14 protein-coding genes are annotated in these 20,782 nt (G+C 66.5%); 9 read left to right on the top strand and 5 right to left on the bottom strand.

Features of this window, described 5'->3' with window-relative positions; all coding sequences use genetic code 11:
• Positions 1–127 precede the first annotated feature (127 nt).
• The 7 genes from GGR25_RS13600 to GGR25_RS13630 all read left to right on the top strand — a co-directional run bounded on the left by GGR25_RS13600 (position 128) and on the right by GGR25_RS13630 (position 7,782).
• Positions 128–862: an exopolysaccharide biosynthesis protein gene (locus tag GGR25_RS13600; RefSeq protein ID WP_183399312.1), complete on the top strand. Its 735-nt coding sequence runs from the start codon at positions 128–130 to the stop codon at positions 860–862.
• A gap of 199 nt (positions 863–1,061) precedes the next feature.
• Positions 1,062–2,111: a LacI family DNA-binding transcriptional regulator gene (locus GGR25_RS13605; protein WP_183399313.1), complete on the top strand. Its 1,050-nt coding sequence runs from the start codon at positions 1,062–1,064 to the stop codon at positions 2,109–2,111.
• A 58-nt stretch (positions 2,112–2,169) separates the two neighbouring features.
• The gene (locus tag GGR25_RS13610; RefSeq protein ID WP_183399314.1) at positions 2,170–3,417 is read left to right on the top strand and encodes an ABC transporter substrate-binding protein; all 1,248 of its coding nucleotides are present in this window, start codon (positions 2,170–2,172) and stop codon (positions 3,415–3,417) included.
• 87 nt (positions 3,418–3,504) lie between these two features.
• The gene (locus GGR25_RS13615) at positions 3,505–4,485 is read left to right on the top strand and encodes a carbohydrate ABC transporter permease (RefSeq protein ID WP_246409630.1); all 981 of its coding nucleotides are present in this window, start codon (positions 3,505–3,507) and stop codon (positions 4,483–4,485) included.
• Complete coding sequence (locus GGR25_RS13620; RefSeq protein ID WP_183399315.1) at positions 4,485–5,339, top strand: carbohydrate ABC transporter permease; 855 nt, start codon at positions 4,485–4,487, stop codon at positions 5,337–5,339. Before GGR25_RS13615 ends, GGR25_RS13620 begins: the two co-directional genes overlap by 1 nt.
• 34 nt (positions 5,340–5,373) lie before the next feature.
• Positions 5,374–7,350: a glycoside hydrolase family 127 protein gene (locus GGR25_RS13625; RefSeq protein WP_183399316.1), complete on the top strand. Its 1,977-nt coding sequence runs from the start codon at positions 5,374–5,376 to the stop codon at positions 7,348–7,350.
• Between the two features lie 150 nt (positions 7,351–7,500).
• Entirely contained in the window at positions 7,501–7,782 is a 282-nt protein-coding gene (locus GGR25_RS13630; protein ID WP_183399317.1) for a hypothetical protein, read from the top strand.
• Here GGR25_RS13630 and GGR25_RS13635 read toward each other — a convergent pair.
• The 5 genes from GGR25_RS13635 to GGR25_RS13655 form a co-directional block, all read right to left on the bottom strand.
• Positions 7,772–9,250, bottom strand: coding sequence for a sensor domain-containing diguanylate cyclase (locus GGR25_RS13635; protein WP_246409633.1), 1,479 nt, complete (start codon positions 9,248–9,250; stop codon positions 7,772–7,774). The two genes, GGR25_RS13630 and GGR25_RS13635, sit on opposite strands and share 11 nt — an antisense overlap.
• A gap of 226 nt (positions 9,251–9,476) precedes the next feature.
• The gene (locus tag GGR25_RS13640; protein ID WP_183399319.1) at positions 9,477–10,226 is read right to left on the bottom strand and encodes an SDR family oxidoreductase; all 750 of its coding nucleotides are present in this window, start codon (positions 10,224–10,226) and stop codon (positions 9,477–9,479) included.
• Positions 10,227–10,357: 131 nt separating this feature from the next.
• Positions 10,358–13,798 carry a pyruvate carboxylase gene (gene pyc / locus GGR25_RS13645; RefSeq protein ID WP_183399320.1) on the bottom strand — a complete coding sequence of 1,147 codons (3,441 nt, stop codon included), beginning with the start codon at positions 13,796–13,798 and terminating at the stop codon, positions 10,358–10,360.
• Positions 13,799–13,915: 117 nt separating this feature from the next.
• Entirely contained in the window at positions 13,916–16,120 is a 2,205-nt protein-coding gene (mdoH, locus tag GGR25_RS13650) for a glucans biosynthesis glucosyltransferase MdoH (RefSeq protein ID WP_183399321.1), read from the bottom strand.
• Positions 16,102–17,697, bottom strand: coding sequence for an OpgD/OpgG family glucan biosynthesis protein (locus GGR25_RS13655; protein WP_183399322.1), 1,596 nt, complete (start codon positions 17,695–17,697; stop codon positions 16,102–16,104). Before GGR25_RS13655 ends, mdoH begins: the two co-directional genes overlap by 19 nt.
• A 401-nt stretch (positions 17,698–18,098) precedes the next feature.
• Here GGR25_RS13655 and GGR25_RS13660 point away from each other — a divergent pair, with 401 nt between their 5' ends.
• The gene (locus tag GGR25_RS13660) at positions 18,099–19,016 is read left to right on the top strand and encodes a ribokinase (protein ID WP_183399323.1); all 918 of its coding nucleotides are present in this window, start codon (positions 18,099–18,101) and stop codon (positions 19,014–19,016) included.
• Between the two features lie 178 nt (positions 19,017–19,194).
• Entirely contained in the window at positions 19,195–20,727 is a 1,533-nt protein-coding gene (locus tag GGR25_RS13665; protein WP_183399324.1) for a UxaA family hydrolase, read from the top strand.
• Positions 20,728–20,782 lie beyond the last annotated feature (55 nt).

The following is a 20,782-nucleotide window of genomic DNA, read 5'->3' on the forward strand; positions in this document are numbered from 1 at the left end:
AAGTGGACGGCGGTGATGACGACACTATGGCAGCGATTTCGCAAGACGGTCTGTGCGGGCCGGGGAAACGGCTGGTCGCCGGAAATTTCCCCGCCGTGCAATGGCTGACGGATGGAGGCAGAACGGCGTGGGGATCGACGATCCGGCTTCGAGCGGCGAAACGCCCGCCGGCGACGGCTCTCAGAGCCTCGACTCGGGCACTGCGGCGGAGCGTTCCGACGATCTCGCGGCCTATGCCCGGTCCCACTCCGCCTCCGCCATCCTCGCCGATCTCGGAAAGCTCCTGCCGGATCGGCGGGTCACGGTCGGCGAGATGGTGGACGCGCTCGGCGGCGCGGGGATCGGACTGACGATCCTGATGCTGGCGCTCCCATCCTTCATTCCGGTGCCTGGCCTGCCCACCGGCGTCGTCTTCGGCACCGCGCTCGCCATTCTCGCGCTGCAGGTGATGCTGGGGGCTGACCGGCTGATCCTCCCCGAGAGGCTGCGACGCTTCAGCATGCCGCGGGAGCCGGTGGTCAAGGGCGGGCTCTGGATCGCGCCCTGGTTCCGCCGGGTCGAATGGATGCTGCGGCCACGCCTTCCCGCGCTCTCGGGGCGCGTCGCCCGCTTCGTGCTGGCGCTGCCGATCCTGGTCCATGCGGTGATGATCGTTCTGCCGATCCCGCTCGGCAACCAGCTGCCGGCGCTCGCGGTCATCGCCTTCGCCTTCGGGCTGATCGAGCGCGACGGTCTCGCGGTGCTCGCGGGCGCGTTTCTCTCGTTCATCGCGGTCGCCTGGAACGGCGCGATCGTCTTCTTCAGCGCCGAGCTGAGCCTGATGGCCTATCGCTGGACGACGGCTCTCGCCGAGACCTTCTAGCCATCGCCCTCTCTCGCCGGAGCCATCGGCACCCGCTTGCCAGAAGCGGGAGGAGTGTGTAGCCTGAACTGAGAAAAGGTTTTCTCAAGTTGCCTCAAGGCGGTGGCCGACGCTCCCGCCTTTTTAAGGCGACGAGTGAGAAAAGCTTTTCTCAGACAAGGACCTGCCCATCAGAGGCGGGCCGTGGAGAGGAAATGCGATGTCGAGCGGGTCGGACAGCGGGACCGGAGGCGCAAGGCGGCGACCCGTCACGCTGCGCGACGTGGCGCTCGCGGCCGGGGTCAGCGTGGCGACGGCCTCGAAGGCGCTGAACGACCAGGGCCGGATGACCGCGGAGACGCGGACGCGGATTCAGGACACGGCGCGCCAGCTGGGCTTCCGGCCAAACGGGCTCGCCCAGAGCCTGCTCCGCCGCCGCAGTTTCACGGTCGGCCTGCTCACCAACGACACCTATGGCCGCTTCTCGCTGCCCGTCATGGCCGGCATTTCCGAGGCGCTGGTCGATAATGGCGTCTCGGTCTTTCTCTGCAATGTCGAGGACGATCCGCGGCTCGGTCAGCTTCATGTCGACGCGATGCTGGACAAGCGCGTCGACGGCATCATCGCGACCGGCAAGCGCGTCGACCGCCATCTGCCGGTCGACCTCGCCGGGCTCGGACTGCCCGTCATCTATGCCTTCACGCAGCCCGATCCGGGCTCGATCGCCTTCGTCTCGGATGACGAGGGCGGTGCGCGGCTGGCCGTGGAGCATCTCGCGCGGCTCGGCCGCCGGCGGATCGCCCATGTCACCGGGCCCGAGACATTCGCCGTCGTGCACCAGCGCGCCCGCGCCCATGCCGATGTGCTCGCCGAGCAGGGCCTCGATCCGATGCCCGCGCTGATGGGACCGTGGTCCGAAGCCTGGGGCCATGAGGCGATCGCGCGCCTGTTTGACGGCACCGGCGAGGCGCCGGATGCCGTGTTCTGCGGCAACGACCAGATCGCGCGCGGCGTCATCGACGCGCTGCGCGAGCGGTCCGTGCGCGTCCCGGACGACGTGGCCGTGGTCGGTTTCGACAATTGGGAGATCGTGGCCCGCGCGTCGCGTCCGCCACTGACGACGGTCGACATGAATCTCGTGGCGCTTGGTCGCGAGGCGGGGCTGACGCTGCTCTCGCTCGTCGACGGCACGCGGGTTGAGCCCGGCATACGCAAGTTGCCGTGCCGGCTCATGGTGAGGGAGTCCTGCGGCCAGCCGCCGGGCGGTTGACGAAGAAGCGACGCCGGTCGGGAGGAGCCGAGCCGGCGAACAGGGTGGGAGGATGACGATGAGAAGACTGGGTAGCCTCTTGGCCGCCACGGCGGCCGTGCTGTCGATGACGGCGCTCGCGCAGGCGGCGGAAACCGCCAATATATGGGTGCGCGCCGACGGCTCGAACTTCATGCCGCAGATCGTGGAGGCCTTCAACAAAAGCCACGAGAACCAGATCAAGCTCGACATTATCCCCAATGCCGAGATCGTTCCGAAATATGCGACCTCCGTCGCCGGCGGCACGGCGCCGGATGGCCTGTCGCTGGACCTCATCTATACGCCCGCCTTCGCGGCGGCAGGCCAGCTCGAGGACATCACCGACTGGGCGAAATCGCTGCCCTATTTCAGCCAGCTCTCGCCGGCGCATGTGAAGACCGGCACCTATAAGGACCGAATTTACGGCCTGCCGTTCTCCGCGGATTCCTCCGTGCTGATCTGGAACAAGAAGCTGTTCAAGCAGGCCGGGCTCGACCCCGAGAAGGGTCCGACGAACTGGGCCGAGATCGAGGCCGATGCCGAGAAGGTCAATGCGCTCGGCGGGGACATCAAGGGCTTCTATTTCTCCGGCGCCTGCGGCGGCTGCAACATCTTCACCTTCACGCCTTTGGTCTGGGCGTCGGGCGGCGAGATCCTGTCGGAAGACGGCTCGAAGGCGATGCTGACCGACCCCAAGCTGCGTGAGGCGATCGACTTCTATCGCTCGATGGTCAAGAAGGGCCTCGTGCCCGAGGGCGCGCAGACCGACAACGGCGCCAATTTCTTCGCCGCCTTTGCCGGGGGCAATATCGGCATCGCGCCGTCGGGCGCCTTCGCCATCGGCGCGCTCAACACGCAGTACAAGGACATCGACTACGGCGTCACCTTCCTGCCGGGCAAGGATGGCGGCTGGTCGTCCTTCGCCGGCGGCGACAATTTCGTCGTCACCAAGGGCACCAAGAAGCTGGACGTGCTGAAGGAGTTCCTGGACTACGCCTATTCGCTGGAAGGCCAGACCCTGCTCGCGAGCCGCGGCTCGCTGCCGGTGCGCGGTGATATCGCCGACGCGGCGCTGAAGAACCTCGACCCGCGCTACAAGATCGCGGCCGAGGCGATGGCCAAGGGACGCACGCCCTATTCGGTGGTGTTCAACGACATCATCAATTCGGCGAACGGCCCGTGGGCGCAGATGATCAGCGAAGTCTTCTTCGGCGACGACGTGGACGGCTCGATCCAGAACGCCCAGGAGACGATGCAGAGCATCATCGACCAGGGCGCCGGCAAGTAACGGCACGCCCTCACAAGGCGGAGGCGCCGCGCGCCTCCGCCGCTCTCTGAGCGCCAGAAACCTTCGCAGCGCCACGACGGAGCCGCCATGTCGACCCTATCGGCCAAGGCAGCGGGCACCCAGGCAGCCAACAGCAAGGCAGCCAGCACCGATCCAGCCGCCACGACGCCTGCCATTCGCGGCACGCGCCATCGGCGCGTCGATCGCAGTCAATGGGTCGGCTATCTCTATATCGCGCCCGCCATCGCGCTGGTTATCGTGTTCTTCGTCGTGCCGCTCGGCATGACCGCCTGGATGTCGCTGCACAACTGGCCCCTCATGGGCACGCACAGCTTCATCGGGCTCGACAATTACATCGCCATCACCAAGGACGTCCGCTTCTGGCGGGCGCTGAACTTCACCTTCTACTATACGGTCATCGTCACCATCGCGATCTTCGCCGTCGCCTTCCCGCTGGCGCTCTTCGTCGAGCGGCCGCGGCCGATGGTCGGCGCCTATCGCACCGCCTTCTTCATGCCGGTGGTGGTCGGCTTCGCCTCGGCGAGCCTGCTCTGGGCGTGGCTGCTCAATGTCGATGCCGGCCTGTTCAGCCCGGCGGCCTATCAGCTCGGCCTGACCGACAAGAAGGTCAACCTGCTCGCCACCTTCAATCCCGCCTTCTGGTCGATCATCGTCATGGTGGTCTGGAAGGTCGCCGGCTTCACCATGGTGATACTGATGACCGGACTGCAGTCGATCCCGGGCGAGCTCATGGAGGCGGCCAAGATCGATGGCGCCAATGCGTGGCAGCGCTTTCGTTCGATCACGCTGCCGCTGATGCGCCGCACATTGGCGCTGGCGCTGATCCTGTCCGTCGCCGGATCGATCCTCGCCTTCGACCAGTTCTACATCATCCTGCGCGGCGGGCCGCGGAACTCCACGCTGACGGCCGTCTACTGGATCTTCAACCAGTCCTTCGTGTCGTTCAAGCTCGGCTACGGCGCCGCGCTCTCCATGGTCCTGCTGGTGATCCTCGTGGTCCTGAGCCTCGTCCAGCTCCGCCTGCTGCGCAATCCGGAGGGCATGTGATGGCGATCCGTTCGCGCGAGCGCTCGCTCGCATCGCTCTTTGCCGATCATGGCACCGGCATCTTCCTCTCGGTGGTGTTCATCGCCCCCATCGTCTGGGCCGTGCTGTCGACCTTCAAGCCGCCCATGGAGGCGCGCCAGCCGCCGCTGCCGCCCTGGCCGACGACCGGCTTCTCGGTCCAGAACTATGTGACGCTCGACACCTTCGGCGACGGGCTCTGGCACGCGGCGCAGAACAGCATCTATGTCGCGGTGATGAGCGTGCTGCTCACGGTGCTGATCTCGGTCTTCGCCGGCTACGGCTTCTCGCGCTTCCACTTCCCGTTCAAGAACGCGTTCTTCCTCATGATCCTCGCGACGATCATGATTCCGTTCCAGTCGATCCTGACGCCGATCTTCCTGATCCTGACGACCTTCAAGCTGCAGAACACGCTGACCGGCCTCGTGCTCGTCTATGTTACGCTGCAGCTGCCCTTCTCGATCTTCATGATGCGCAACGCCTTCGATGCGGTGCCGAAGGAGATCGAGGAGGCGGCGCGGATCGACGGCGCGAAGAGCGTGGCGCTGCTGGCGCGCATCATGCTGCCGCTCGTCTGGCCCGGCGTCGTCACGGTCGCGATCTTCGCCTTCCTGAACAGCTGGAACGAATTCCTGGCGGCGCTCGTGCTGATGACCGACCAGTCGAAGTTCACGCTGCCGATCATGATGACGGCCGTCCAGTCGGGACGCTTCGGCGCCGTCGACTGGGGCGCCGTCCAGGCGGGCGTCACCGTGATGATGATCCCCTGCCTCGTCCTCTTCCTCCTGCTTCAGCGCTTCTACATCCGCGGCCTGACCGCGGGCGCGGTGAAGTAGGCCCACGCATCCCGTCACAGTCCAGGAGACGACCATGAGTGCACTTTCCGCGCCGGCTGCTGCCGAGACACCGAGGGCCCGCTTCCGTCCGCCGGCCGTTCCCCAGGTCGATGTGCGCGGCTTCTGGGGCGCGCGTGTGGATGCCGTCGCCGACAAGACCGCCGATATTCTCTATGAGCGCTGCGTCGAGGCGGGCATGCTCGACCAGATCGATCCCGACCGGCCGGTGCCGGAGCTGCGCATTCCCTTCATGTCGATGTCGCCGGCGGCCATCGGCAAGCCGACCTTCACGGCCTCGACCGTGACGACGCAGATGTTCTGGGATTCCGACCTCGCCAAGACGATCGAGACGGCGGCCTATTCGCTCTATCGCAAGCCCAATCCCGCGCTCGAGGCGAAGATCGACGCGGTCATCGACATGTATGGCAAGCTGCAGCAGGAGGACGGCTATCTCTCCTCCTGGTACCAGCGCATGCAGCCGGGCCTGCGCTGGACCAATCTGCGTGACTGCCACGAGCTCTATTGCGCCGGGCACCTGATCGAGGGCGCAGTCGCCTATTTCCAGGCGACGGGCAAGCGCAAGCTGCTCGACATCATGTGCCGCTATGCCGACCATATCGACAGCCAGTTCGGTCCCGAGCCGGGCAAGAAGCGCGGCTATTGCGGGCATGAGGAGATCGAGCTCGCCCTCGTCAAGCTGGCGCGCGTCACCGGCAATGACCGCTATATGAAGCTCGCCAAATTCTTCATCGACGAGCGCGGCCAGCAGCCCCACTATTACGATCAGGAGGCGCGGGCCCGCGGCGCCGACCCGAAGGACTTCCACTTCAAGACCTATGAATACAACCAGTCGCACAAGCCGGTGCGCGATCAGGACAAGGTCGTCGGCCACGCCGTCCGCGCGATGTATCTCTATTCGGGCATGGCGGATGTCGCGACCGAGTTCGGCGACGATACGCTGCGCGTGGCGCTCGACCGGCTCTGGGACGATCTGAACAGCAAGCAGCTCTATGTCACCGGCGGCCTTGGGCCTTCGGAGGCCAATGAGGGCTTCACGTCGGATTATGATCTGCCGAACGAAAGCGCCTATGCCGAGACCTGCGCTTCCGTCGCCCTGATCTTCTGGGCCAATCGCATGCTCGGCATGGGCCCCAACCGCCGCTATGCCGACGTGATGGAGCGCGCGCTCTATAACGGCTCGATCTCCGGCCTGTCGCTGGATGGCTCGCTCTTTTTCTATGAGAATCCGCTGGAGAGCCGCGGCAAGCACAATCGCTGGAAGTGGCATCGCTGCCCCTGCTGCCCGCCGAACATCGGCCGCATGGTGGCGTCGATCGGGTCCTATATGTACGGCCAGGCCGAGGGCGAGGCGGCGGTGCATCTTTATTGCGACAGCACGGCGCGGCTCGATCTCGGCACCACGGCGGTCACGCTGACGCAGTCTACGAACTATCCCTGGGAGGGGGCGGTGCGGATCGATGTGGACGTGGCGAAGCCCGCGCACTTCGCTCTGCACCTGCGCATTCCCGGCTTCGCGGCGGGCGCTAGGCTGAGGCTGAACGGCGAGGCCGTCGATCTCGACCGCTCGGTCCACGACGGCTATGCGACGATCACCCGCGAGTGGCACGCCGGGGACCGGATCGACCTCGAACTCGAACTCGTCATTGAGCGGCTCTATGCGCATCCCGATGTGCGCCAGGATGCGGGACGCGTCACGCTGAAGCGTGGTCCGCTCGTCTATTGCCTCGAGGGCGTCGACAATCCGGTCGGCCTCAACCGCATCTCCCTGCCGGCCGGCGCCGCCTTGCGGGCGCAAGCCGAGCCGGATCTGCTCGGCGGCGTGGTGACGCTGATCGGCGGGGCCGATGTCGATTCGACCGAGGATTGGGACGGGCAGCTTTATCGCAACGAGCCGCCGAAGCGTGAGCCGGTGACGATCAAGGCCGTGCCCTATTACGCCTGGGACAATCGCAGCCCCGGCGAAATGCTCGTCTGGCTTCGCCGCGGCTGACACCTCCCCGGACGCGACGAGACCGGCGCCGTGCCCCCAATGCCTCTGGCGTGGGGGCACGGCGTTTTTCGCGTTTCGGCCTGTTGCTTTGCCGCAAGGCTGCCGTCACCATCCCGGCCCAACGGTTCGGGCGCTGAGGTGGGATATTCGATGGTGCGGCTCGTGATCCTCTATCTCGTCGCAGGCATCGGGATCCTCTACCTGCAGCTCGCAAACGCCAAATGCACGACGCCGCTCGTGCTGGACGACGGCAAGGGCGCGGTCACCGCGCCGATCGATCTGACCCGCCTCGGCAGCGATCGCGACTATCAATGGCGCGTCGGCAGCGACGTCGTCTTCTGGCTGCCCCGCCTGATCCACTTCGTGGTGCTCGGCGGCATGCCGGTGAAGGATTTCCTCTACGCGACGGACTGCGCGCCCGTCAGGACGTGAGCGGCAGGTCGCGACCGCCGCTGAGGCCGAGATCGGCGTGATAGCTGCGCTTGGCCTCGTACATCGCGGCGTCGGCGCGACGGGCGACCTCTTCCATCCGCTCGCCGACATGCCGCGTGGCGGCACCGAGCGAGAGGGACAGTGGCTTGCCGGTGTGGAACTGATTGTTGAGGTCGAGCAGGCGGCGCACATTCTCCATGACGAGTCTGGTCTCGTCCTCATCCGCGCCCGGCAGGACGATCGCGAACTCGTCGCCGCCGATCCTGGCCGCGCTCCACGGCTTCTCGACGGACTTCGCCAGGATCTCGCCGACCCGGCGCAGCAGGTCATCACCCGCCGCATGGCCGAACCGGTCGTTGGTCTCCTTCAGCTCGTCGAGGTCGACCATGACGATCGAGACGGGGAAGGGGGCGTTGCGCTGCAGCCGCGCAAGCTCGTCGATATAGAAGGAGCGGTTGTGCAGCTTGGTGAGCGCGTCGTGCTTGCCGAGGAATTCGAGATAGGCCTCAGCCGCCTTGCGCGCCGTGATGTCGGTCAGCGCCACCTGCACCAGCGACCAGTCCTCCTCGTGCCCCGGCAGCACGGAGAATTGCAGCAGCAGATAGAGCTCCCGCCCGTCCAGAGCGTAGTTCACGACCTCGCGCAGCTGGAACAGCTTGCCGTTCCACAGATCGACCAGTTGCTCGCGGAAGTGACGCTCCATGTCGTCGCGAAACACGTCGCCGAGCCGCCGCAGCAAGGTCTGCATGTCCGGCGCCGCGAACAGGTCCAGCGTCTGCTGGTTCACGTCGATGACGCGGATCTCGCTCATGCAGCGCGAGACGAATTCCGGATGGACGTCGGTGAAGACGCGAAAGTCGATGATGCCCCGCGCCCTGACATCGTCGATCAGCCGCTTGACCGCGCTGAAATCCTCGACCCAGAGCGACACGGGCGAATGCTGGAACAGGCCGCGGCCATAGTCGTTGCTGCGCTGGAGGCGGCGATAGGCGGTTTCGAGCGCCGTCACGTTCTCCGTCGAGACGAGGACATGGTCCCAGCTCGTCTCGGATCCCGGCATTACGACGCCGCGCAGCTGGATGTCGAGCCGATCGCCGGCCAGCGTATAATTGACCGTCGTGCTGAAGAACTCGCGCTTGCCTTCCCAGAGCTGCACGAGCTCGGCGATATGCGTCTCGAACATGTCGTCGCGGAAGACGCGGCCGAGATTGGCCTCGAGTTCGGCAACGTCGCGCGCACCATAGAGGGCGAGCGTGCGCTGGTTGACCTTGAGCAGGCGGATCGAACGCGAGCAAAGCGCCACGCGCGCCCGATCCTCACGCAGGTGAAATTCGAGATCCGTTACACCGTGGGCGCGCCACTCACCGAACAGGCGCCGAAGTGCGCTGTAGTCTTCAAGCCAAAGCGCGATCGGGGCGAGATCAAAGGTGGCATCCACCATCGGCCCGCTCACAGCAGGAGTGTCCATCCGCATGGCGTCCTAAAAGACTTAAATCAGATCTGACGATATGCCTGCAGCCCGGCCCACCGATCGTGAGCCAGCTTTCGGCGACAAATGAACATGACTCGCGGCGAAATACAACTTTCGCTTTTCAGAAATAGCCCGGAGGCCGCGCCGCGGAAATGGCCGGTCGTCGCCGGCCGAGCCATCCGCCAGCGTCGCGGCCGCCCTGGTTCTGGACGCGCCGATGGCCTCAGCCGCGGCCCGTAAACGGCATCTTGGTCGCCATGACCGTCATGGTGAGCACATTGGCGTCAAGCGGCAGGCCGGCCATGTAGAGGACGGCGTCGGCGACATGCTTGACGTCGAAGGTCGGCTCGACCTTGATCGACAGATCGGGTTGGAGCACGCCGCTTTTCATCTTGGCTGCCATCGGCGTCTCGGTATTGCCGATGTCGATCTGGCCGCAGGCGATGTCATATTTGCGCCCGTCCAGCGAGGTCGACTTGGTGAGGCCGAGCACGGCGTGCTTGGACGCCGTATAGGGCGCCGAATTCGGCCGCGGCGCCGTCGCCGAGATCGAGCCGTTATTGATGATCCGTCCGCCGCGCGGCACCTGATCCTTCATGATGCGGAACGCTTCCTGCGTGCAGTAGAAGACGCCGGAAATGTTCGTGTCGACGACTGCCTTCCACTGGGCCGGCGTCAGTTCCTCGAGCGGGATCGCCGGCGCGTTGGTGCCGGCATTGTTGAACAGGAGGTCGAGGCGTCCAAAGCGCGCCTTGATGGCGGCAAACAGCGCGGCAACCGAGTCCGGATCGGTCAGGTCGGCCGCGATCGCGACCATGCCGCGGCCGGTCTCGCTCGCCACGGCGTCCAGCGCCTCCTGGCGGCGCCCAGTGATGACGACCTGGTAGCCGGCCCCCGCCAGCGCCTGCGCGACGGCCTTGCCGATCCCCGTGCCGCCGCCGGTGACGAGCGCGATCTTCCTGTCCTCGGACATTTCTCGTTTCTTCCCTTCTGCTCTTCAGGCCGCAGCGAGGCGGTGCTTCGATATGCCATAGCGGGCGGCGCAAACGCAAAGCGCCGGGGAGAGGCCCCGGCGCTTTCTTTCTCCTGAGGACGTGCAGACCCTCAGCCGAAGACCGCGAGAAGGTCCTTCGCGTCGATCTGGCTGCCCGGATGCACGAGCACTTCGGCGATCGTGCCGTCGCGGTCGGCGTGGATGGCGGTCTCCATCTTCATCGCCTCGATGGAGAGCAGCACGTCGCCGGCCTTGACCTGCTGGCCCGCCTTGACAGCGAGCGTTGAGATCACGCCCGGCATCGGCGCCGCGACATGGTTCGGATTGCCTTCCTCGGCCTTGCGCTTGGCGGCGATCTTGCCGGCATTGGCCCGGTCCGGAACCTTGACGACGCGCGGCTGGCCGTTGAGCTCGAAGAACACGCGGATCAGCCCGTCATCATCGGCCTCGCCGATCGCCTGGCAGCGGATCAGCATGGTCTTGCCCTTTTCGAGCTCGACCGGGATCTCCTCGCCGACCGGCAGGCCGTAGAAATAGACGGCGGTCGGCAGCGCGCTCGTCGGGCCATAGGTGTCGAGCGCCTTGGCGAAGTCGGTGTAGACCTTCGGATACATGAGGTAGGAGGCGAGCGCGAAATCGTCGATCTCGCCGCCGCCCGACTTCTCTCGCGCCGAACGCCGTTCCGCCTCGATGTCGGCCGCCGGAATGAGCGAGCCAGGACGGGCGGTCGAGGGCTTCTCGCCCTTGAGGATCTTGGCCTGGATCGCCGGCGGCCAACCGCCCGGCGGCTGGCCGAGATCGCCGCGCATCATCTGCACGACGCTCTCGGGGAAGGCGATCTCCTTGCCCGGATTCTCGACATCGTCGACCGAGAGGTTCTGGCTCACCATCATCAGCGCCATGTCGCCGACGACCTTGGAGGAGGGCGTGACCTTGACGATGTCGCCGAACATGCGGTTCACGTCGGCATAGGTCTGCGCGACCTCGTGCCAGCGCGTGTCGAGACCGAGCGAGCGGGCCTGTTCCTTCAGATTGGTGAACTGGCCGCCCGGCATCTCGTGCAGATAGACCTCGGATGCGCCGGCCCGCAGATCGCTCTCGAAGGCGACATACTGGCCGCGCACCGCTTCCCAGTAGAACGAGATCTTGCGGATCGCCGCCGGATCGAGCCCGGTATCGCGCTCGCCGCCCTTGAGCGCCTCGACGATCGAGCCGAGGCAGGGCTGCGAGGTCAGGCCGGACAGTGCGTCCATCGCCGCGTCCACCGCGTCGACGCCCGCCTCGACGGCCGCGAGAACCGTTGCCGCCGAAATGCCGGATGTGTCGTGCGTGTGCAGATGGATCGGAAGGTCCGTCTCCTCGCGCAGCGTCGAGACGAGCAGGCGCGCGGCGGCCGGCTTCAGCAGGCCGGCCATGTCCTTGATGCCGATGACATGCGCACCGGCCGCCTCCAACTCCTTGGCGAGGGAGACGTAATATTTGAGGTCGTATTTCGGACGGGCGGAATCGAGGACGTCGCCCGTGTAGCAGATCGCCGCCTCGAGGATCTTGCCTTCCTCGCGCACGGCGTCCATCGACACGCGCATGTTCTCGACCCAGTTCAGGCAGTCGAACACGCGGAAGAGGTCGACACCGCCGGCGGCCGCCTGCTTGACGAAGAACTTGACGACATTGTCGGCATAATTGGTGTAGCCGACGCCGTTCGCCCCGCGCAGCAGCATCTGCAGCAGGATGTTCGGCGCGCGCTCGCGGATCATGGCGAGCCGCTCCCACGGGTCTTCCGTCAGGAAGCGCATGGCGACGTCGAAGGTCGCGCCGCCCCAGCATTCGAGCGAGAACAGGCCCGGCAGCGCCCGTGAATAGGCATCGGCGATGCCGACAATGTCATGCGTGCGCATGCGCGTCGCCAGCAGCGACTGGTGCCCGTCCCGCATCGTCGTGTCGGTGACCAGCACGCGGGTCTGCTCGCGCATCCAGCGGGCGACGGCCTCGGGGCCATGCGCTTCGAGGATCTGCTTGCTGCCCGGCGCCGGCGGCTCGTCATAATAGGGGACGACCTTGGCGAGCGCGTCGGCCTTCGGCTTGGTGCGCCCGCGCGTCTCGGGATGGCCGTTGACGGAGACGTCCGCGATATAGGTCAGCAGCTTGGTGGCGCGGTCGCGCCGGCGAACGGCGGCAAACAGCTCCGGCGTCGTGTCGATGAACCGCGTCGTATAGGAATTGTCGCGGAATTTCGGGTGGTTGATGATGTTGGCGACGAAGGTCAGGTTCGTCGCCACGCCGCGGATGCGGAACTCGCGCAGCGCGCGGTCCATGCGGGCGATCGCCTCCTCGGGCGTCGGCGCCCAGGCGGTGATCTTTTCGAGCAGCGGGTCGTAGAAGCGCGTGATCACGGCGCCGGAATAGGCGGTGCCGCCGTCGAGGCGGATGCCGAAGCCCGATGCCTCGCGATAGGCGGTGATGCGGCCATAGTCCGGGATGAAGTTCTGCTCCGGATCCTCGGTCGTGATCCGGCACTGCAGCGCATGGCCGTTCAAGCGGATGTCGGCCTGCTTCGGCACGCCCGATTGCGCCGTCCCGATCGCGGCGCCTTCGGCGATGCGGATCTGCGCCTTCACGATGTCGATGCCGGTCACCTGCTCGGTGACGGTATGCTCGACCTGGATGCGCGGATTGACCTCGATGAAGTAGAACTTGCCGGTGTCGGCATCCATCAGGAATTCGACGGTGCCGGCGCCGTAATAGTCCGCGGCGTGGCCGATCTTGATGCCGTAGTCGGTGATCTCCTTGCGCTCGCCCTCGGAGAGGTAGGGCGCCGGGGCGCGCTCGACGACCTTCTGGTGGCGGCGCTGCACCGAGCAGTCACGCTCGAACAGATGGACGATATTGCCGTGACGGTCGCCGAGGATCTGCACCTCGACGTGACGGGCGCGTTCCACCAGCTTCTCGAGATAGATCTCGTCCTTGCCGAAGGCGGCCTTCGCCTCGCGCTTGGCGGTCGTGACTTCCTTCAGCAGCGTCTCTTCGTCGCGGATGACGCGCATGCCGCGTCCGCCGCCGCCCCAGGAGGCCTTCAGCATCAGCGGATAGCCGACGCGCAGCGCCTCGGACTTGATCGTCTCGATGTCGTCTGGCAGCGGATCGGTCGCGGGCATCACCGGCACGCCGGCGGAAATGGCGAGATTGCGCGCGGCCACCTTGTTGCCGAGCATGCGCATCGTATCGGGGGAGGGCCCGATGAAGGTGATGCCGGCCTCGGCGCAGGCCTCGGCGAATTCAGGGCTTTCGGAGAGCAGGCCGTAGCCGGGGTGGATGGCATCGACCCGCGCCTCGCGGGCGATGCGGATGATGTCGGGGATCGAAAGATAGGCTTCGATCGGGCCGAGGCCCTTGCCCACCTGATAGGCCTCGTCCGCCTTGAAGCGGTGAAGCGCCAGCTTGTCTTCTTCGGCGAAGATGGCGACGGTCCGCAGTCCGAGCTCGTTGGCTGCCCGGAAGACGCGGATTGCGATTTCTGACCGATTGGCGACGAGAATCTTCTTGATGGCCACGCATTCCCCCGATGTCGGTCCCTCACACGCTCCGGGACGTGACCTTATTCTTAGCCGGTTTGTGCGGTTGCGAAAAGCCGGATTGCCGCACTGCAATGTGAGGCGGCTATAGGGCGATCAGTGCTTGGGAAGCTCTGCCAGCTTGACGATGAGCGTGGGCGTCGCGAGCACGGTGGCGCGCTCCTGCGGCGTCATGAAAGCCACCGCCTCTTCCACATTGGTCGCCTCGCCGATCTTGGCCGTGGCGAGCGCCTCGGTGGCGTCGATCTGGCCCCGCGGCCGATCCGCGACGCGGTCGACCAAAGCGAGATGGAGGGCGCGGGCGCTGCTGTCCTCGGCGAGCGTGGCAAGGTCCGGCCGCGCCGCGATCGCCTGGTCGTAGACGGGGCGGAGCGCCGCCGCTGCGCGCACGATCGCGGGCGGATCGACCTCCTCGGGCGTGCGGAGCAGGCCGAGGCGGCGGATATCGCGGCCGATGCGCGTCGATCCCGTGATGCCGGAAACCGGAACGGCGAGCAGCATGCCGAGAATCGCCGGCGACAGCCACGCCACCAGCACCCAGGAATCGAGCGATGCGGCGAAGAGCAGGGCGATGCCGAACAGCATGTGCCAGCGATGGCGCACGATCAGCGCCTTGAGCGGCACGCCGCCATCGTCGCGCCGCTGCGGCTTCCAGCCCGAATCGCGGCCGATCAGGATCGAGACGATGGCGCCGGTATGGACCAGCATCATGACCGGCGCGATCAGCGCGGAGACGAAGATCTCGAAGAAGAAGCTGAAGATCGTGCGGAAGAAGCCGACCTTGCGCCGCGCCTCGGGGTCGCGCAGGAAGGCGATGAGGCCGAGCAGCTTCGGCGCGAACAGCACGATGAGCGTCAGGCCGAACAGGCGGAGCGCGAGTTCCGCGTCGATCACCGGCCAGGTCGGGAAGAGCTGGAAATCCTCGGTGAAATATTCCGGCCGGATGAAATGGGCCTGCAGCGACAGGGCGAGGCCGGCGAGGATCAGCAGCAGCCAGAGCGGCGAGGCGAGGTAGGAGCCGATGCCGGTCATCAGGTGGATGCGGCTGACCCAGTGCAGTCCCCGCGCCGGCAGCACGAAGATGTGCTGCAGATTGCCCTGGCACCAGCGCCGGTCGCGGATCGCGAGGTCGATGATCGAGGGCGGGCTCTCCTCATAGGAGCCGGCGAGGTCGTCGGCGATGCGCACCGTCCAGCCGGCGCGGCGGATCAGCGCGGCCTCGACGAAATCATGGCTGAGGATATGGCCGCCGAAGGGCGGCTTGCCGGGCAGGTCGGGGAGGCCCGCGGCGCCGAGGAAGGCGGCGGTGCGGATGATCGCATTGTGGCCCCAGTAATTGCCTTCCGAGCCCGTCCAGAAGGAGAGGCCGGAGCCGACGATCGGGCCATAGACCCGGCCGGCGAATTGCTGCAGGCGCGCCAGGATCGTCGTGCCGTTGACGAGCGCGGGGATCGTCTGGATGAGGCCCGCATCGGGATCCTCGTCCATGCGGCGGGCAAGCTCGACGATCGTCTCCGGCGCGATCAGGCTGTCGGCGTCGAGGACGAGCATATTGTCGTAATGGCTTGCCCAGCGGGTGCAGAAATCCGCGACATTGCCGGCCTTGCGCGCGACATTGCGCCGCCGCCGCCGGTAATAGAGCCGCGTCTTGTCGCCGAGGCGGCTGCGTGCCGCGAGCAGCGCCGCTTCCTCGGCGAGCGCCACGTCGGGATCGGTGGTGTCGGACAGCACGAACCAGTCAAACGCCGGCGCCTGGTTGAGATCGTAGAGGCCCGTCGCCATCGCCTCGATCGCCGCGAAGACGCGCGCCGGATCCTCATTATAGGTCGGCATCAGGCAGGCCGTGCGCGAGGCGAGCGGCCCGGCCGGGGTGCGGCGGGTGCGGCTGAGGCGCCCGATCACGACGCCATAGCCGGCAATCGCGCTGACGAAGGCCATGGCGATCCAGGCGAAATTGAGCGCGAACAGGATGAGCACGACGATCTCGACCGGCGTGAGCCCGCCGACCTCGAGCACCTGCTCCATCTCATAGACCGCGAAGGCGGCGAGCAGCATCGCCGAGCCGAGCACGGCGAAACGCCGCGTCAGCGACGAACGCGAGCGGCCGGCATCGATGAAGCGGCGCCGGTTGCGCCGGCGAAAGCGCCACAGCGATTGCCGCGGCATGTCGCCGGGCATCTCGGCCGGCATGCCGCGCATCGGCATCTCGGGCGAAGCCGGACGATCCGCGGCATCGGTCAGGTCTGTTTCGGCGGCAGCTTTATTGCTGGCCGACAGGGCGATCACGCCGTCGCCGTCCATCGATAGACCCATGTCTCGGACGGGCGCCCGTCGGGGAAGGTGAGAACGACGCGGAGTTCGATCAGGCTGGCCTTGCCGGGATCGAGCTCGAAATGCACCCGCCAGCCCTGGCCCTGGCCGATCTGCGGATTGGGCATCACGACGACATTGGAGACCGTGCCCTCGGACGTCGTGACGGTGGCCTTCGGCTCCGGCGCCGGCTTGCCGTCGAGAAGCTGCTGCGGCGCGAAGTCGATGACAAAGCGGCGGGCGGGACCGTCATCCTCGATCAAGGCCCGGCCGATCATGGTGTCGGAGACGACCATGCCGCCCGGCGCAAAGGCCGGATCGCCGCCCCAGGACAGGCGATAGGCGAAGGAATATTCCGAGCCCGCGGGGATCGCGTCCTTCGGCTGCCAATAGGCGACGATGTTGTCGTGGATCTCCGAGTTGGTCGGGATCTCCACCAGCGTGACCGCACCCTGGCCCCAGTCGCCGACCGGCTCCACCCAGAGGCTCGGCCGCTTCTCATAGACCGCTTCGAGGTCCTGATAGGTGACGAACTCGCGATCGCGCTGGATCAGGCCGAAGCCGCGCATGCCGGCATCGACAAAGGCGCTGATCTGCAGCGTGCTCGGGTTCGAGAGCGGCCGCCAAAGCCGCTCGCCGCGCCCGTTCAGGATCATCAGCCCGTCCGAATCATGCACTTCGGGGCGGAAATCATCGACGCCGATGCGATCGTTCGGCCCGAAGAAGAACATGCTCGTGCAGGGCGCCAGGCCGAACTTGGCGAGATCGACGCGCGGGAACAGATCGGCCTCGATGTCCATCGTCGTCGGCATGCCGGGCCGGATCGTGAAGCGATAGGCGCCGGTGACGCTCGGGCTGTCGAGCAGCGCGTAGAGGACGATCGTCTCGCTGTCCTTGAGCGGCGTCTCGATCCAGAAGGCGCGGAAAATCGGGAATTCCTCGCCCTCGGGCTCGGCCGTCTTGACCGCCAGCCCGCGCGCCGAAATGCCGTAGGCCTGCCCCTTGCCGAGCGAGCGGAAATAGCTCGCGCCCTGGAAGACGACGATCTCGTCGAAATAATCCGGCCGGTTCAGCAGGCCGTGGATGCGGATGCCCGCGAAGCCGAAATCGTCGTTCGGGATGCCCTTCGGCACCAGCGGGCCGAAGTCGAACATGTCCGTCGAATAAGGCAGGTGCTTCGCCTTGCCGTCCTGGACGATCGCAACCTCGATCGGCTCCTTGAAATAGAAGCCGGGATGGAAGAGCTGCAGCTGGAACGGCAGACCCGAATTCGCCCAGACCGCAACCGACGGCTTGAAGCGGATGTCGCGATACTGGTCGTAGGTGAGGTTCTTCAGAACGTCCGGCAGCCGCGAGGTCGGAGCGGCATAGGGGACGCGGGAGAGGCGGCGCGCGATCTCCGAAACGGTCGACCGGGTGAACGGTCCGTCGGCGGTCAGCGAGGCCGGGGCGTTCGTCGCCTGGGCAAAGGCCGGCGCGGGAAGCGAGCCGACGAGCGCCGTCGCGGCGGCGGCGCCGGCGGAGCTGAGCAATTGCCGGCGCGTCAGGGAAAAGGCGGACTTCTTCATGCTTCTTACTGTGAGACCCCGACGGTTCGGCACGTTCGCTTCTGGATGGGTTCCTGGGAAATGGCAGTCAATTCAGTCGGCTATGGCGTAGCTGATTTGGTCGTCCGCGTCGATGGACGCCGCCTCGGCCTGACGCGCGCATCCCTTGTTACAACAGTCATTCGTGGCGAAGAGAAGCCCCTCCCTCGCCATGCCGTCCCGCGAAGGCGACAGCATGCGAACACGCAAGATTGGCACGCAATCTAGCCATTTTTGTGCGTCCGCAAAACGACACTTGGCGATTGCCCTGAGGAATATTCGTGCGCCCCGCGCGAAGGGGCCGCACGGCCACGCCCACGGCGCGCTTGACCCCCGCGCCATAGGGTCGCAAACCTCGCTGGAGACACAAGGGAGAGACGCCAATGATCGTCGTGTTCGGGTCCATCAACATCGACCTCGTCTGCCGGACGGATCACCATCCGCGGCCGGGCGAGACGGTGCCGGGCTCCGATTATCAGCTCATTCCCGGCGGCAAGGGCGCGAACCAGGCGCTGGCCGCACGCCGCGCGGGCGCGAATGTCGCCATGGTCGGCGCGGTCGGCGCCGACGACATGGCCGCCGCCGCGCTCGCCGAGTTGACGGCCGACGGCGTCGATCTCGGGGCTGTGGTGACACGCGGCGCCACGACGGGCATGGCGATCATCACCGTCGACCGCCACGGCGAGAACACGATCGTGCTGTCGCCCGGCGCCAATGCACGCCTGAAGGGCGAGGATCTCGGCGCCGTCCGGCTCGGCCCCGGCGACACCGTGCTGCTGCAGATGGAGGTGCCGTTCGCCGAGAGCCTCGCCGCGGCGAAGGCCGCGCGGGCGGCCGGCGCGCGCATCATGCTGTCGATCGCGCCGTTCCTGCCGATCGAGCGGGCGGCCCTCGCCGCCGCCGACATCATCCTCGTCAACGAGACCGAGGCCGCCGACCTCGCCCGCCATCTCGGCCTCGCGCCGGGACCGGACGGCGCGGCGACCGTCGCGACGCTCGCCCGCGACCTCGGGCGCACCGTGATCGCGACGCTCGGCGGCGACGGCGCCGTGGCGGCAACCGGCACCGAGACGATCGCCGTGCCCGCCTTGCCCGTCGATCCGGTCGACACCACCGGCGCGGGCGACACCTTCGCCGGCGTGCTCGCCGCCTTCATGGACGAGGGCGCGCCGCTCGCCGAGGCGATGCGCCTTGCCGCCAGCGCCGGCTCGCTCGCCTGCACCCGGCTTGGCGCGCAGCCGAGCTTCCCGCGTCGCGCCGAAATCGACGAGGCCGCCAATCAGGATGGCGCGCTCGCCTGAGGCGCGCGCGGACACTGTATCCGTGACACCGAACCTGCTTTATTGTACGACCAATGTGCTCCGATCATCTGTGAATGAAGTCTTCACATAAGCACGGATGATCGTTGCGCCCGACGACCGGCCACCCCAGATGTGGTTGGATACGCCAATCGTCCCGCTTCCTCTTGCCGAGATCCCCATGAGCGCCACCACCGCCGCCCTTCCCCGGACCCTCCGCCTGAACGCCAAGGACAATGTCCGCGTGGCTGTCGACACCATCATGCAGGGCACGACCATCGAGGGCGTGACGGCGGTCCAGCGCATCCCGAAGGGCCACAAGATGGCGCTCACCGGTATTCCGGAGGGCGGGCCGATCCTGAAATTCGGCCAGATTATCGGCTTCGCCAAGACGCCGATCGCGCCGGGCGAGCATATCCACGAGCATAATTGCGGCATGCATGATTTCGACCGCGACTATCAGTTCGCGGAAGGCGCGCATGATGACGGCCTCCTGCCCGACAGCGAGCGCCGCACCTTCGAGGGTTATGTGCGCCCGAACGGCAAGGTCGGCACGCGCAACTATATCGGCGTGCTCACCTCGGTGAACTGCTCGGCGACGGTGGCGCGCCACATCGCCGAGGGCTTCAACCGCTCGGGCCTGCTCGAGGCCTTCCCCAATGTCGACGGCGTCGTCTCCTTCGTGCATGGCACGGGCTGCGGCATGGGCGGCTCGGGCGAGGGCTATGAGACGCTGGAGCGGACCCAGTGGGGCTATGCCTCGCACCCGAACCTCGCCGGCGTGCTCGTCGTAGGCCTCGGCTGCGAAGTCTTCCAGATCCCGCGCCTGATGAAGGCCTACAACCTCGTCGAGCACGAGGGCTTCCGCACCATGACCATCCAGGACATTGGCGGCACGAAGAAGACCATCGAGTGGGGCATCGACATGATCAAGGAGATGCTCCCCGCCGCCAACAAGCACACGCGCACGACAGTCCCCGTCTCGGAGATCACGGTCGGCATGCAGTGCGGCGGCTCGGACGGCTATTCGGGCATCACCGCCAATCCGGCGCTCGGCTATGCCTCGGACCTGCTGGTCAAGCATGGCGGCACGACGATCCTCTCCGAGACGCCGGAGATCTATGGCGCCGAGCACCTGCTCACCCGCCGCGCGGCCAATCGCGAGGTCGGCGAGAAGCTGGTCGACCTGATCCATTGGTGGGAGGATTACACCGAGCGCAATCAGGGCGAGATGAACAACAATCCCTCGCCGGGCAACAAGGCGGGCGGCCTCACCACGATCCTCGAAAAGTCGCTCGGCGCGGCCGCCAAGGGCGGCACGGCGACGCTGCGCGGCGTCTATAAGTATGCCGAGCCGATCGACACGCACGGCTTCGTCTATATGGACAGCCCCGGCTACGACCCGGCCTCGGTCACCGGCCAGGTGGCGTCGGGCGCCAACATGATCGTCTTCACGACGGGCCGCGGCTCGGCCGCCGGCTACAAGCCCACCCCCTCGATCAAGCTCGCCACCAATTCAGACCTCTATGCCCGCATGACCGACGACATGGACATCAATTGCGGCGACATCCTCGAGGGCGTGAGCCTGGAGAAGAAGGGCGAGGAGATCTTCGAGGAGATCGTCGCCGTCGCCTCAGGCAAGCGCTCGAAGTCCGAACAGCTCGGCTATGGCGATGCGGAATTCGTGCCGTGGCAGATTGGTGCGGTGATGTGAGGGGGGGGCGATTCGGGCTTGCGGACTCCGAAGGGCCTATTTGTCAATAGGGCGG

It is taken from the genome of Kaistia hirudinis, assembly GCF_014196455.1.
GTDB classification, from domain to species: Bacteria; Pseudomonadota; Alphaproteobacteria; order Rhizobiales; family Kaistiaceae; genus Kaistia; species Kaistia hirudinis.

Excerpts from the sequence above, each read along its gene's own strand:
- GGR25_RS13605 (WP_183399313.1), top strand. The coding sequence starts at position 1,062 with ATGTCGAGCGGGTCGGACAGCGGGACCGGAGGCGCAAGGCGGCGACCC.
- GGR25_RS13610 (WP_183399314.1), top strand. The coding sequence starts at position 2,170 with ATGAGAAGACTGGGTAGCCTCTTGGCCGCCACGGCGGCCGTGCTGTCG.
- GGR25_RS13615 (WP_246409630.1), top strand. The coding sequence starts at position 3,505 with ATGTCGACCCTATCGGCCAAGGCAGCGGGCACCCAGGCAGCCAACAGC.
- GGR25_RS13620 (WP_183399315.1), top strand. The coding sequence starts at position 4,485 with ATGGCGATCCGTTCGCGCGAGCGCTCGCTCGCATCGCTCTTTGCCGAT.
- GGR25_RS13625 (WP_183399316.1), top strand. The coding sequence starts at position 5,374 with ATGAGTGCACTTTCCGCGCCGGCTGCTGCCGAGACACCGAGGGCCCGC.
- GGR25_RS13630 (WP_183399317.1), top strand. The coding sequence starts at position 7,501 with ATGGTGCGGCTCGTGATCCTCTATCTCGTCGCAGGCATCGGGATCCTC.
- GGR25_RS13635 (WP_246409633.1), bottom strand. The coding sequence starts at position 9,250 with ATGGACACTCCTGCTGTGAGCGGGCCGATGGTGGATGCCACCTTTGAT.
- GGR25_RS13640 (WP_183399319.1), bottom strand. The coding sequence starts at position 10,226 with ATGTCCGAGGACAGGAAGATCGCGCTCGTCACCGGCGGCGGCACGGGG.
- mdoH (WP_183399321.1), bottom strand. The coding sequence starts at position 16,120 with ATGGACGGCGACGGCGTGATCGCCCTGTCGGCCAGCAATAAAGCTGCC.
- GGR25_RS13655 (WP_183399322.1), bottom strand. The coding sequence starts at position 17,697 with ATGAAGAAGTCCGCCTTTTCCCTGACGCGCCGGCAATTGCTCAGCTCC.
- GGR25_RS13660 (WP_183399323.1), top strand. The coding sequence starts at position 18,099 with ATGATCGTCGTGTTCGGGTCCATCAACATCGACCTCGTCTGCCGGACG.
- GGR25_RS13665 (WP_183399324.1), top strand. The coding sequence starts at position 19,195 with ATGAGCGCCACCACCGCCGCCCTTCCCCGGACCCTCCGCCTGAACGCC.